The 12,967-nt window shown below is 66.0% G+C and carries 12 protein-coding genes; 11 read left to right on the forward strand and 1 reads right to left on the reverse strand.

Annotation, left to right across the window (positions count from 1 at the left end; genetic code table 11):
• Nucleotides 1-56: 56 nt before the first annotated feature.
• Nucleotides 57-1,427 carry an FAD-dependent oxidoreductase gene (locus AB0L82_RS12840; protein ID WP_364634513.1) on the reverse strand — a complete coding sequence of 457 codons (1,371 nt, stop codon included), beginning with the start codon at nucleotides 1,425-1,427 and terminating at the stop codon, nucleotides 57-59.
• 273 nt (nucleotides 1,428-1,700) lie between these two features.
• Here AB0L82_RS12840 and AB0L82_RS12845 point away from each other — a divergent pair, with 273 nt between their 5' ends.
• The 11 genes from AB0L82_RS12845 to nuoK all read left to right on the forward strand — a co-directional run bounded on the left by AB0L82_RS12845 (nucleotide 1,701) and on the right by nuoK (nucleotide 12,958).
• Entirely contained in the window at nucleotides 1,701-2,036 is a 336-nt protein-coding gene (locus tag AB0L82_RS12845) for a hypothetical protein (RefSeq protein WP_364636034.1), read from the forward strand.
• A 318-nt stretch (nucleotides 2,037-2,354) separates the two neighbouring features.
• Nucleotides 2,355-2,735 carry an NADH-quinone oxidoreductase subunit A gene (locus tag AB0L82_RS12850; RefSeq protein ID WP_364634516.1) on the forward strand — a complete coding sequence of 127 codons (381 nt, stop codon included), beginning with the start codon at nucleotides 2,355-2,357 and terminating at the stop codon, nucleotides 2,733-2,735.
• Nucleotides 2,736-2,809: 74 nt separating this feature from the next.
• On the forward strand, nucleotides 2,810-3,364 hold the full coding sequence (locus tag AB0L82_RS12855) for an NADH-quinone oxidoreductase subunit B family protein (protein WP_330180717.1): 555 nt from the start codon (nucleotides 2,810-2,812) through the stop codon (nucleotides 3,362-3,364).
• Nucleotides 3,361-4,173 (forward strand): NADH-quinone oxidoreductase subunit C, encoded by an 813-nt coding sequence (locus AB0L82_RS12860; RefSeq protein ID WP_364634520.1) that lies wholly within the window; start codon nucleotides 3,361-3,363, stop codon nucleotides 4,171-4,173. The genes AB0L82_RS12855 and AB0L82_RS12860 overlap by 4 nt, the downstream gene beginning before the upstream one ends.
• Nucleotides 4,173-5,504, forward strand: coding sequence for an NADH dehydrogenase (quinone) subunit D (nuoD, locus tag AB0L82_RS12865; RefSeq protein ID WP_364634522.1), 1,332 nt, complete (start codon nucleotides 4,173-4,175; stop codon nucleotides 5,502-5,504). The genes AB0L82_RS12860 and nuoD overlap by 1 nt, the downstream gene beginning before the upstream one ends.
• The gene (gene nuoE, locus AB0L82_RS12870; RefSeq protein ID WP_364634525.1) at nucleotides 5,501-6,193 is read left to right on the forward strand and encodes an NADH-quinone oxidoreductase subunit NuoE; all 693 of its coding nucleotides are present in this window, start codon (nucleotides 5,501-5,503) and stop codon (nucleotides 6,191-6,193) included. The genes nuoD and nuoE overlap by 4 nt, the downstream gene beginning before the upstream one ends.
• Complete coding sequence (gene nuoF, locus AB0L82_RS12875; RefSeq protein WP_364634528.1) at nucleotides 6,190-7,527, forward strand: NADH-quinone oxidoreductase subunit NuoF; 1,338 nt, start codon at nucleotides 6,190-6,192, stop codon at nucleotides 7,525-7,527. Before nuoE ends, nuoF begins: the two co-directional genes overlap by 4 nt.
• Nucleotides 7,524-9,989, forward strand: a complete 2,466-nt coding sequence (locus AB0L82_RS12880) for an NADH-quinone oxidoreductase subunit G (protein WP_364634531.1) — start codon at nucleotides 7,524-7,526, stop codon at nucleotides 9,987-9,989. Before nuoF ends, AB0L82_RS12880 begins: the two co-directional genes overlap by 4 nt.
• Before the next feature lie 10 nt (nucleotides 9,990-9,999).
• Nucleotides 10,000-11,820, forward strand: coding sequence for an NADH-quinone oxidoreductase subunit NuoH (gene nuoH / locus AB0L82_RS12885; RefSeq protein ID WP_364636037.1), 1,821 nt, complete (start codon nucleotides 10,000-10,002; stop codon nucleotides 11,818-11,820).
• A complete protein-coding gene (locus AB0L82_RS12890; RefSeq protein WP_364634534.1) occupies nucleotides 11,820-12,662 on the forward strand; it encodes an NADH-quinone oxidoreductase subunit J in 843 nt (280 codons plus the stop codon). Before nuoH ends, AB0L82_RS12890 begins: the two co-directional genes overlap by 1 nt.
• Nucleotides 12,659-12,958: an NADH-quinone oxidoreductase subunit NuoK gene (nuoK, locus tag AB0L82_RS12895; RefSeq protein WP_067563639.1), complete on the forward strand. Its 300-nt coding sequence runs from the start codon at nucleotides 12,659-12,661 to the stop codon at nucleotides 12,956-12,958. Before AB0L82_RS12890 ends, nuoK begins: the two co-directional genes overlap by 4 nt.
• Nucleotides 12,959-12,967: the final 9 nt, after the last annotated feature.

Here is a 12,967-nt window from a genome sequence, read left to right on the forward strand (position 1 = left end):
CTATCAGGATGGCGCGTTCGCGAGCGAGTGAACAGCAACGTTTTGCGCGTCGAAACCTAACTGGCAGACAGTGCATCCAGCGCGGCCTCGACGGCGCGATGGAAAGTGGGGTAGGCGAAGATCATTCGGCGGAAAACGCTGGTCGGTACCTTCGCATGGACTGCGAGGGTCAGGACGGCGAGAACTTCGCCGCCGTCAGGGCCCACTGACGTGGCGCCCACCAGGATGCCGCGATCGGCGTCTTCGACGAGTTTGATGAAACCCGCATTGCCGGTCTTGTGCAGCCAGCCGCGGGTGGAATTCGGGAGTTCGGTGAAACCGGTGCGGACATTCAGGCCGGCTTTGCGCGCCTGAGCCTCGGTCATGCCGACACCGCCGATTTCCGGATCGGTGAAGGTGACATGCGAGACCGCGTGGTACTCGGCGGTCTCATCGGAGTCACCGAGGATATCGCCCGCCGCGATGCGGGAGTGGTACATCGACATATGGGTGAAAGCACCGTGGCCGACGACATCGCCGATCGCCCAGACACCGGGAGCGGCGCGCAGGCGCTCGTCCACGGTGATGCTGCGGGCCGATTCATCCAGGCCGACGGCTCCGATGCCCAAGGCGGACAAATCGATTCGGCGGCCGGTGGCGATCAGCAGTTGCTGCGCGCGAACCGGATCGCCACTGTCGAGTTCGACCGTGAACTGCGAACCGTCATGACTCACCGCCGTGCCATGCCCACTGCGAACCGCGATGCCCTCGGATTCGAAGACCTTCGCCAGCAACTCCCCCGCTTCCGGTTCGTTCTGCGGCACCAGGTGACTGGCGATCACGGTGACCTTCGCACCGAAGCGCGAGAACACCTGCGCGAACTCCACACCCACCGGACCACCGCCCATGACGATGAGCGATTCGGGCACCTCGGTGACCGCGACGGCCTCACGGTTGGTCCAGTACGGGGTCTCGGCCAGACCGGGCAATGACGGAACCTGCGGCGAGGTACCGGGATTCAGCACGATCCCCCGGCTCGCCCGGAAGACGCGATCTCCATCGGAGGTCGCGACGGTGACCTCACCGGGTGCGCTGATCCGCCCCCAGCCGCGCACGAAATGCCCTCCGGCCTTCTCGAATTTCACCACCGCGGCGGTATCGTCCCAATTGTCGGTGATCTCATCGCGAATCCGCTCGGCCACCGGAGCCCAATCCGGTGTCACCACAGCCGATCCCGCGAGCTCGCCCACCCGCCGCGCCTCCGCCAGCGCCCCGGCCGCGCGCACCATCGCCTTGGTGGGCACGCACGCGTAATACGGGCACTCCCCGCCGACCAGTCGCCCGTCGACACCGATGACATTCAGTCCGGCATGCGCCAGCCGGGTCGCCAGATCCTCACCGCCCGGCCCCATTCCGATCACGACTACATCCACGGCTTCGGCAGGCATGGCTCCTCTTTCGTTCGGCGGCGGTCCCGTCCGACGTTAATGTGCCGCCGCACATGACAACACCCGCCCCGCCGACTCGTCCCGGTCCGGTAATACTTCGGCGCGGCCGCCCAATCCGCCGGAGTTTCGCCGCGACGCGCGAAGGGATTCCGGCGAACCTGCCACCAGCGGTCATACCTAACCCGTACCATCCGGTGCGTGGCCGAACCGAAGCGTCCCGCCGCGTTGCGGGTTCTCGTATACAGCAGTGACGCCGATACTCGGAGGCAGGTGATGCTGGCTCTGGGTAGACGCCCGCATCCGGAATTGCCTCCGATCGAGTATCTCGAGGTGGCCACCGGTCCGATTGTCATCGAGCGCATGGATGCCCGTGAGCTCGATTTGGCCATTCTGGACGGCGAATCCGCGCCGACCGGTGGCCTGGGCCTGGCCAAACAGTTGAAGGACGAGATCGCGGACTGCCCGCCGATCGTGGTCCTGACCGGCCGCCCGGATGATGTGTGGCTGGCGAACTGGTCGCGTGCGGAGGCCGCGGTCTCGCATCCGCTCGATCCGATCCGGTTGACCGACGCCGTGCTCGGTGTACTCAGGAACCGTTCCGCGGCCTGATCTTTCCGCTCCCCGTCACCTGGGGAAATCTATGTCACGTGACATTCGCGATTCCGTCGAATCGGTCATGAAAGACCGTTCCGAATTCGATCAAACACCGTCGCGAAACGTCATGTATGTTCTCGTCTGAGTTGTAGGCTGTGCCGTAGCTCACACGAGCGCGGGCCCCGGTATCAATGCAGCCGCCGCGTCAGTCCCCCGAAGTCCGCGCCCTCGACGAGTGGTGCCCTGGTGTGACTGGCCCGGCGGACAACGATGTCAGCCCGCCTCGGCAGCTGCCGTCCACACGCGTCAGTCCGCAGGAGGGGTAGTGCTGTTGTGAATATCGAGGTGCCGACGCTTGTCCTCGGCGCGGTAGCCGCCGCGTTCGGGGTGTTCTCAGTCCTGCTTGCGGCCATGATCGGCCCCAAGCGCTATAACCGCGCCAAACTCGAAGCGTATGAGTGCGGTATCGAGCCGACCCCGCACGCCGTCGGTGGCGGTCCGGGAAATGGTGCGGGACAACGCTTTCCGGTGAAGTACTACCTCACCGCCATGTTGTTCATCATCTTCGACATCGAAATCGTCTTCCTCTACCCGTGGGCGGTGCATTTCGATTCGCTCGGCCTGTTCGGGCTGGCGGCGATGGCGCTGTTCATCTTCAACGTCTCGGTGGCCTACGCCTACGAGTGGAGGCGAGGCGGGCTCAGCTGGGACTGAGCCGCACACAGGGGATTTCAACCAGAACAGCCTGCTCCGTGCGGGGTGTTCCGATCCGGGAGATGTAGTTCGACATGGGTCTCGAGGAGAAACTGCCCAGCGGATTCCTGCTGAGCACGGTGGAAGATTTGGCCGGCTATCTGCGCAAGAGTTCGCTGTGGCCCGCGACATTCGGCTTGGCCTGCTGCGCGATCGAGATGATGGCAACGGGCGGTGGGCGTTTCGATATCGCCCGCTTCGGTATGGAGGCGTTCCGCGCCTCGCCGCGCCAGGCCGACCTGATGATCGTCGCCGGACGGGTGAGCCAGAAGATGGCCCCCGTCCTGCGCCAGGTCTACGACCAGATGACCGAACCGAAATGGGTGCTGGCCATGGGTGTGTGCGCATCCTCGGGCGGCATGTTCAACAATTACGCCGTCGTGCAGGGTGTGGATCACATCGTGCCGGTGGACATCTACCTGCCCGGCTGCCCGCCGCGCCCGGAGATGCTGTTGAACGCGATCCTGAAGCTGCACGAGAAGATTCAGGAGATGCCGCTCGGCGTCAATCGTGAGGAAGCCGTGCGCGCCGCCGAGGCCGCCGCCCTCGCCAGCCCCACCACCATTCAGATGAAGGGGCTGTTGCGATGACGTTCGATGGTCCGAGCACCGAAAGCCCTCCGGAGGAAGCCGTGAAAGCACCCGGGGAATCGAATCAGGCGCCCGAGCCCGAACCGGTGGCCGAACAGCTCGCCGATGGCGAAATCGAGCCCACGCCAACCGAATCCGCCGCACCGGCGGATGAGGTGATCGGCGTGCGCAAGGGCATGTTCGGTGTCACCGGTACCGGCGACACCTCCGGCTACGGCCGCCTGGTGCGCACGATCAGCCTGCCCGGCGGCAGCGCGCCGCCCTACGGCGGTTACTTCGACGAGCTGGTCGCGCTCCTGCACGAGGCGCTGGCGGGTACGCAGAGCCGGTTCGAGGACGCCATCGAGAAGATCATCGTCTTCCGCGGCGAACTCACCCTGCACGTGCGGCGCGAGCATCTGCCCGCGGTGGCGCTCACCCTGCGCAATCACGAGGCGCTGCGCTTCGAATTGTGCCTGGGTGTGAACGGCGCGCACTTCCCCGAGGACACCGGGCGCGAACTGCACGCGGTGTATCACTTGAACTCCATCACACACAATCGCCGTGTGCGCCTGGAGGTTTCGGTGCCGGACGCCGATCCGCACATCCCCTCGCTCTACGCGGTGTACCCCACCACGGATTGGCACGAGCGCGAGACCTATGACTTCTTCGGCATCCTGTTCGACGGCCACCCGTCGCTGACCAGGATCTCGATGCCCGACGACTGGCGCGGTCACCCCCAGCGCAAGGACTACCCGCTGGGCGGGATCCCGGTCGAGTACAAGGGTGCGCGCATCCCGCCGCCCGACGAGCGGAGGGCGTACTCCTAATGAACGACATAGATACCCAGTCCCGTCCGGAATCCGCGAAACGACCCGAGCGCGTCATCACGGTCGGCGGCAATGACTGGGACGAGATCTCCGCTGCTCTGGACGGGGCCGCCGAGGAACGCATAGTCGTGAATATGGGCCCACAGCACCCCAGTACCCACGGGGTGCTGCGCCTGATTCTGGAGATCGAGGGCGAGACGGTCACCGAGGCCCGCTGCGGTATCGGCTACCTGCACACCGGCATCGAGAAGAATCTCGAATACCGCAGCTGGGTGCAGGGCGTCACCTTCGTCACGCGCATGGACTATCTGTCGCCGTTCTTCAATGAGACGGCGTACTGCCTGGGCGTGGAGAAGCTGCTCGGCATCACCGACGATATTCCCGAGCGCGCCAGCGTCATTCGCGTCATGCTCATGGAGCTCAACCGCATCTCCTCCCATCTGGTGGCGCTCGCCACCGGCGGTATGGAGCTGGGCGCGCTCACGCCCATGCTGTTCGGCTTCCGTGAGCGCGAACTGATCCTGGATGTCTTCGAGAACATCACGGGTCTGCGCATGAATCACGCGTACGTCCGGCCCGGCGGCGTCTCGCAGGACCTGCCCGAGGACGGCGTGTCCAAGGTGCGCGAGCTGCTGGCCCTGCTGCCGAAGCGCCTGCGGGATATGGAACTGCTGCTCAATGAGAACCCGATCTGGAAGGCCCGCACCCGCAATGTCGGCGTGCTGGATCTGACCGGCTGTATGGCGCTGGGCATCACCGGCCCGGTGCTGCGCTCGACCGGACTCCCCCACGATCTGCGCAAGGCCCAGCCGTACTGCGGTTACGAGACATACGAATTCGATGTCCAGACCGATACCGGCTGCGACTGCTACGGCCGCTACCTCATCCGGGTCAATGAGATGAAGGAATCGCTCAAGATCGTCGAGCAGTGCCTGGACAAGCTGCGACCGGGCCCGATCATGGTGGCGGACAAGAAGATCGCATGGCCTGCCGATTTGCAACTGGGGCCGGACGGCCTCGGCAATTCGCCGCAGCACATCGGCAAGATCATGGGCACCTCCATGGAAGCGCTGATCCACCACTTCAAACTGGTGACCGAGGGGCTGCGCATTCCACCCGGCCAGGTGTACACGGCGGTCGAATCACCGCGCGGTGAGCTCGGCGTGCACATGATCAGCGACGGCGGCACCCGGCCGTACCGGGTGCACTACCGCGACCCTTCCTTCACGAATCTGCAAGCGGTGGCGGCGATGTGCGAAGGCGGCCTGGTCGCCGACGTCATAGCCTCGGTGGCCAGTATCGATCCGGTTATGGGCGGTGTAGACCGATGACAGAGATTCTGCTCAACCTGACCGTGCGCCCCATCCCGTATCCGCAGGAGGTGCACGACCGGCTCCAGTTGGAGGCCAAGGAGATCATCGCGCGGTATCCGCATCCGCGTTCGGCATTGCTTCCCCTCTTGCATCTCGTGCAATCGGTGGAGAGCTATGTCTCGGGCACCGGCATCGAATTCTGTGCCGAGCAGCTGGGATTGACCGATGCCGAGGTGACCGCGGTCGCCACCTTCTACTCCATGTACCGGCGCGGGCGCACCGGTGATTACCACGTCGGGGTGTGCACCAACACGCTGTGCGCGGTCATGGGCGGCGATGAGATCTTCTCGGAACTGAAGCAGCACTTGGGCATCAAGCACGGGGAGACCACCGCCGACGGCGCGGTCACCCTGGAGCACATCGAGTGCAACGCGGCGTGCGATTACGCACCCGTTGTCATGGTGAATTGGGAGTTCTTCGACAACCAGACACCGGAATCTGCTCGCGGCCTGGTGGATTCGCTGCGCAAGGGCGATCAGGTGACGGGTTCGCGCAGCGGTATCCCGCTGTGCACGTTCCGCGAGACCGCCCGCATTCTCGCGGGCTATCCGGACGCGCGCCCCGGTGCGACCGATGGCGCACCCGGACCCGCCACCCTCGCGGGTCTGCATGCGGCCGAACAGGATTCGAACGGAGGCGGCAAGTGACGCAGACCCAGGCCGCCCCGCGCGGACTGACCCCGGTCCTGTCCAAGTACTGGGGCGAACCCGATTCCTGGACCCTGGCGGCGTATCGCAGCCAGGGCGGTTATCGCGGCCTGCCCAAGGCGCTGCGCATGCAGCCCGACGAGGTCATCGCCACCGTCAAGGACTCCGGTTTGCGCGGGCGCGGCGGCGCGGGCTTCCCGACCGGTATGAAGTGGGGTTTCATCCCGCAGGGCCCCGGCCCGGACGGAGTGACCAAACCGCACTATCTGGTGGTCAACGCCGATGAGTCGGAACCCGGTACCTGCAAGGACATTCCGCTCATGCTGGCGAGTCCGCACACTCTCGTCGAGGGCGTGATCATCGCCTCCTACGCGATTCGCGCCTCGCACGCGTTCATCTATGTGCGCGGTGAGGTCGTGACGGTGCTGCGGCGTTTGCAGGCGGCCGTCGAACAGGCTTATGCCGCAGGGTATCTCGGTGAGAACATCCAGGGTTCGGGCTACAACCTGGACATCGTCGTGCACGCCGGAGCGGGCGCGTACATCTGCGGTGAGGAAACCGCGCTGCTGGATTCCCTGGAAGGCCGTCGCGGTCAGCCGCGGCTGCGTCCGCCGTTCCCGGCCGTCGCGGGTCTGTACGCCTGCCCGACCGTGGTCAACAATGTGGAATCCATTGCGTCCGTGCCGTCCATCCTCGCCAATGGCGTGGATTGGTTCCGGTCCTTCGGCAGTGAGAAGTCGCCGGGGTTCACCCTCTACTCGCTCTCGGGTCACGTGACGCGACCGGGGCAGTATGAAGCGGCCCTGGGAATCACGCTGCGCGAGTTGCTGACTCACGCCGGCGGCGTGCGCGCTGGCCACACCCTGAAGTTCTGGACCCCGGGCGGCTCGTCCACCCCGATCTTCACCGACGAGCACCTCGATGTCCCCCTCGACTACGAGGGCGTCGCCGCCGCGGGTTCGATGCTCGGCACCAAGGCATTGCAGATCTTCGACGACACCACCTGTGTGGTGCGCGCCGTACTGCGCTGGACCGAGTTCTACGCCCACGAATCCTGTGGTAAATGCACCCCCTGCCGCGAGGGCACCTACTGGCTGGTCCAGCTGCTCGAACGCCTGGAGAAGGGCAGCGGTCACGAGACCGATCTGGACAAGCTCATGGATATCGCCGACAACATCAACGGCAAATCCTTCTGCGCCCTCGGCGACGGTGCGGCGAGCCCGATCTTCTCCTCTCTCAAGTACTTCCGCGATGAGTACGTCGAGCACATCCGCCTCGGCGCATGCCCGTTCGACCCAGCCCGGTCCACCGCCTGGGCTGAAGGAGTGCGATGACCGCGATAGCCAATTCCAATGCCAGCGGAGTCACGCCGACCGATATGGTGAGCGTGATCATCGACGGCACCACGGTTTCCGTTCCGGCGGGGACGCTGGTGATCCGCGCGGCCGAGTTGATCGGCGTGCAGATTCCGCGTTTCTGCGATCACCCGCTGCTCGATCCGGTCGGCGCGTGCCGCCAGTGTCTGGTGGAGGTCGAAGGCCAGCGCAAACCGGTCGCCTCCTGCACCCAGACGGTGGCCGAGGGCATGGTGATCCACACCCAGATGTCCTCCCCCGCCGCCGAGAAGGCGCAGGAGGGCGTGATGGAGCTGCTGCTCATCAATCACCCCCTGGACTGCCCGGTCTGCGATAAGGGCGGCGAATGCCCGTTGCAGAACCAGGCCATGTCCACCGGACGGGCCGAATCGCGATTCGACGGGGAGAAGCGGACCTATCCCAAGCCGATTCCGCTGTCCTCGGCGATTCTGCTGGATCGCGAGCGCTGTGTGCTGTGCGCGCGGTGCACCCGGTTCTCGCAGCAGGTCGCCGGTGACCCGTTCATCGAATTGATGGATCGCGGTGCGCTGCAACAGGTCGGCATCGCCGCCGGTGAGCCGATGGACTCCTATTTCTCCGGCAATACCGTGCAGATCTGCCCGGTGGGCGCGCTCACCGGCAGCACCTATCGATTCCGGGCGCGGCCCTTCGATCTGGTGTCCAGCCCGGCGGTGTGCGAGCACTGCGCTTCGGGTTGCGCCCAGCGCACCGATCATCGGCGCGGAAAGGTCATGCGCCGCTTGGCCGGTGACGATCCGCAGGTCAATGAGGAATGGAACTGCGATAAGGGCCGGTTCGCCTTCCAGTACGCGACCGAGCGGGATCGGCTCACCACCCCGCTGGTGCGCACCTGGGACGGCACCCTGCAACCAGCCTCGTGGTCCGAGGCCATCGCGCACGCCGCGCGCGGCCTGGCCGCGGCGCGCGGGAACGCGGGCGTGCTGGTCGGCGGGCGCGTGACCCTGGAGGACGCGTACGCGTACTCGAAGTTCGCGCGAGTCGGCTTGGCTACCAACGATATCGACTTCCGATCCCGGGAACATTCGGCGGAGGAGGCGGATTTCCTCGCGGCACGTGTTGCCGGACAGGGCATCACCGTCGACTATGCCGCGCTGGAGCGTGCTCCGATCGTATTGCTCATCGGCTTCGAGGCCGAAGAGGAATCGCCGATGGTTTACCTGCGATTGCGCAAGGCCGCCCGCAAGAACGGCACCGAGGTCTATTCGCTCGCGCCGTACACCACGCGCGGACTGCAGCGCATGAACGGCACGCTGCTGCCCGCCACCCCCGGCGAGGAACCGCATCTGCTGGAGGCGATTCGCACCGGCGAAACCGATTCCGTCGCAGTGGCTCCCGGACATCTGCACCACATCGCCACCATGTTGCGCGAGCCCGGTGCGCTCATCCTGGTCGGTGAGCGGCTCGGCGGAATTCCCGGCGGCCTGTCCGCCGCGGCCCGCCTGGCCGATGACACCGGGGCCGCACTGGCGTGGATTCCGCGCCGTGCGGGTGAGCGCGGTGCGCTCGAAGCGGGCGCGCTGCCGGTCCTGTTCCCCGGTGGCCGCCCGATCGCGGATCCCGTTGCGCGGCATCAGCTCATCGACGCCTGGGGCGTGGACGAACTGCCCATGAACCCGGGTCGCGATACCGCCGCCATCCTGGCCGCCGCACCCACGCTGGGCGCACTGCTCATCGGCGGCGTCGAGGTCGGCGATATGCCCGATCCGCATGCCGCGCTGGCCGCTATCGATGCCGCGAGTTTCGTTGTGAGCCTGGAACTTCGGGCCAGCGATATCAGCGAGCGCGCCGATGTGGTGTTCCCGGTGGCCTCGGCCATGGAGAAGGCGGGCACCTTCCTCACCTGGGAGGGCAGGCACCGGCAATTCGATGCCGCGCTGCGTGATTCGACCGTGCGCCGCGAGGCCACGCCCATGCCCGAACACCGCGTGCTGGACGCCATCGCGCAGGAGATGGGCATTCGCCTCGGCCTGCCCGATGTCTCCAGTGCGCGTGCGGAATTGGCGGATCTGGGCGCGTGGGACGGTCCGGCCGCCGCGACGCCGACGCATCGCCCGCAGCCGATCGCACAGCCCACCTCCGGCGCCGCGATCCTGTCCGCGTGGCGCATGCTCATCGACCGCGGCAAGTTGCAGGACGGGGAACCGAACCTGGCGGGCACCGCCCGGACGCCGGTGGTGCGGCTCTCGCATGTCACCGCCGCCGAAATCGGAGCCACCACGGGCGATCCCGTAACGGTCGGCAACGATCACGGCCATATCACCCTCCCGCTGGTCATCACCGACATGCCGGACCGGGTCGTATGGCTGCCCATGAATTCCCCCGGGGCCGATGTGCTGGTGCAGCTCGGCACCACACCCGGCCACCTCGTGCGCATCCGTCGGGAGGACCACCGTGAGTGAGCTCGTATCGATGTGGGCGGCCGCGGGACCCTATGCCGCGGGTCCCGCGCCGGCCGCCAACACCCTGAGCGTCTTCGGCCATGATCCGTGGTGGCTGGTGCTGATCAAATCGATCGGCATCTTCGTCTTCCTGCTGCTGATCCCGATGCTCGCGGTGTACGCCGAACGAAAGATCGTGGCGTTCATGCAGATGCGTGTCGGCCCCAACCGGGTCGGCCCGCGCGGATCGCTGCAGTCCATCGCCGACGGCGTGAAGATGCTCCTCAAAGAGGACATCATCCCGGCCATCGTGGATAAGCCGATCTTCATTCTCGCGCCGATCATTTCGCTGATCCCGGCCGTGATGGCGTTCGCGGTGATCCCGTTCGGCCCCGAGGTGTCCATGTTCGGGCATCGCACCCCGTTGCAGCTGACCGATATGCCGGTTGGTGTGCTCTACATCCTGGCCATGGCCTCGGTGGGCGTGTACGGAATCGTGTTGGCGGGCTGGGCTTCCGGGTCCACCTATCCGCTGCTGGGCGGCCTGCGCTCCACCGCGCAGGTGATCTCCTACGAGATCGCCATGGCGCTGTGCTTCGCGGCGGTCTTCCTGCTCTCGGGCTCGATGGCGACCTCGGATATCGTGCGCGCGCAGTTCGGCACCTGGTACGTCTTCCTGCTGCTGCCGTCGTTCCTGATCTACGCGGTGTCCATGGTCGGTGAGACCAACCGCGCGCCCTTCGACCTCCCCGAGGCCGAGGGCGAGCTGGTCGGCGGTTTCCACACCGAGTACTCCTCGCTCAAGTTCGCCATGTTCATGATGGCCGAATACATCAACATGGCAACGGTTTCCGCGCTGGCCACCACGCTGTTCTTCGGCGGCTGGCACGCACCGTTCCCGATCAGCCTGTGGGCGGGCGCGAACACCGGCTGGTGGCCCATGCTGTGGTTCACCGCCAAGGTGTGGGGCTTCCTGTTCGTCTTCATCTGGCTGCGCGGCACACTGCCTCGCCTGCGCTACGACCAGTTCATGAATCTGGGCTGGAAGCTGCTGATTCCAGTATCGCTGGCGTGGGTCATGTACGTGGCCACGCTGCGGGCACTGCAGAACGAGGGCATTCACGTCCAGACGCCGGGCATGATCATCGGCGGCATCGTGATCGCGGCGCTACTGCTCGGGCTGGTGCTCAAGGCCGGGCACGCGGGCGACGATCGGAACAAGGCCGCACCGGATGCCGATGCGACAACGGCCTATTCGGACTTCCCGGTCCCGCCGATGCCCGCCGAGGCGAGCGCGCCGGTCCAGAAGCCCGGTCTGCTGGAACCCCTCGGCGGCTTCTACGTCACCGCCGCGACCATGTTCAAGAAGCCGAACACCGAGCTGTACCCGGAGGTCAAGACGCCGACCCAGCCGCGCTATCACGGCCGGCACCAGCTCAATCGGCATCCGGACGGGCTGGAGAAGTGCATCGGCTGCGAGCTGTGCGCCTGGGCCTGCCCCGCGGACGCGATCTTCGTCGAAGGCGCGGACAACACCGAGGAAGAGCGCTACTCACCCGGTGAGCGGTACGGCCGCGTCTACCAGATCAACTACCTGCGCTGCATCGGCTGCGGCCTGTGCATCGAGGCATGCCCGACGCGGGCGCTGACCATGACCAACGAGTACGAACTGGCTGATGACAATCGCGCCGACCTCATTCTCGAGAAGAAGAATCTGCTCGCGCCGATGGAGCCGGGTATGGCCCCCGCACCGCACGCCATGTACCCGGGTGCGGACGAGGGTTCCTACTACCGCGGTGAAGTCCCCGGTGCGCCAAGCGAACTCGCCGGCGTCGAAGGAGGGAAGAAGTAGTGCTCTCGCTCCTGGCCCAGCCTGCCCCGCAGCTGGTCACGCACACCTCGACCGGTGAGGCCGTGCAGTTCTGGATTCTGTCGGTGATCGCGGTGGTGGGCGCGCTCGGCATGGTGTGCGCCCGCAAGGCCGTGCACTCCGCGCTCTGCCTGGCCGCCACCATGATCACGCTGTCGGCGTTCTACATCGCCGAGAACGCGCTGTTCCTGGGCATCGTGCAGATCGTCGTCTACACCGGCGCAGTCATGATGCTGTTCCTGTTCGTGCTCATGCTGGTCGGCGTCGACTCCTCGGAATCGCTGCGGGAGACCCTGCGCGGGCAGCGCATCGCCGTGCTGATCGTCGGCATCGGCTTCGGCATGCTGGTCATCGCCGCGGTCGCCCGCGGTATGAACGAGACCAGCGTGGCCGAGACCGGACCGGGGCTCGGCGGTAACGACGCCATCGGGGCGCTCGCCGAACTGCTGTTCGTGCGCTACGTATGGGCGTTCGAGCTGACCGGTTCGCTGCTCATCACCGCCACCATCGGCGCGATGGTGCTCGCGCACCGCGAGAAGTTCGGGCCGCGCACCGATCAGCGCACGCTGTCCAAAGAACGCTTCCGGGACGGTAAGCGGGTCACACCGCTGCCCACGCCCGGCGTGTACGCCCGCCACAATGCCGTCGACGCCCCGGCGCGACTGCCGGACGGTTCCTTCGAGGAGCTGTCGGTCAGCAGCATTCTGCGGCATCGCCGCAATCGTGCCCATGAGGAAGCCGTGGTGCGGACCGTGGGCACCGGCAGTGACCACTCGACGAGCGGCAACGGCGGCAACGATTCTCCCGAGGAAGGCTTGCGGTGAACCCGGACAACTATCTGTATCTCTCCGCCCTGCTCTTCACCATCGGCGCCGCCGGAGTCCTGGTGCGGCGCAACGCCATCGTGGTGTTCATGTGCATCGAGCTCATGCTCAATGCGGTCAACCTGGCGTTCGTCACCTTCGCCCGGCTGCACGCCAATCTGGACGGGCAGGTGTTCGCCTTCTTCACCATGGTGGTCGCCGCCGCCGAGGTCGTGGTCGGCCTGGCCATCATCATGACCATTTTCCGTGCCCGCCGCTCGACCTCGGTCGACGATGCGAATCTGCTCAGGTACTGACATGGACAC

Origin of the sequence: Nocardia sp. NPDC052001, assembly GCF_040680615.1 — a bacterium.
Classification (GTDB): Bacteria; Actinomycetota; Actinomycetes; order Mycobacteriales; family Mycobacteriaceae; genus Nocardia.

Bases quoted from the DNA above. Each gene is read 5' to 3' on its own strand.
- AB0L82_RS12855 (WP_330180717.1), top strand. From the start codon at position 2,810: ATGGGTCTCGAGGAGAAACTGCCCAGCGGATTCCTGCTGAGCACGGTG.
- AB0L82_RS12860 (WP_364634520.1), top strand. From the start codon at position 3,361: ATGACGTTCGATGGTCCGAGCACCGAAAGCCCTCCGGAGGAAGCCGTG.
- nuoE (WP_364634525.1), top strand. From the start codon at position 5,501: ATGACAGAGATTCTGCTCAACCTGACCGTGCGCCCCATCCCGTATCCG.
- AB0L82_RS12845 (WP_364636034.1), top strand. From the start codon at position 1,701: ATGCTGGCTCTGGGTAGACGCCCGCATCCGGAATTGCCTCCGATCGAG.
- AB0L82_RS12840 (WP_364634513.1), bottom strand. From the start codon at position 1,427: ATGCCTGCCGAAGCCGTGGATGTAGTCGTGATCGGAATGGGGCCGGGC.
- AB0L82_RS12880 (WP_364634531.1), top strand. From the start codon at position 7,524: ATGACCGCGATAGCCAATTCCAATGCCAGCGGAGTCACGCCGACCGAT.
- nuoD (WP_364634522.1), top strand. From the start codon at position 4,173: ATGAACGACATAGATACCCAGTCCCGTCCGGAATCCGCGAAACGACCC.
- nuoH (WP_364636037.1), top strand. From the start codon at position 10,000: ATGTGGGCGGCCGCGGGACCCTATGCCGCGGGTCCCGCGCCGGCCGCC.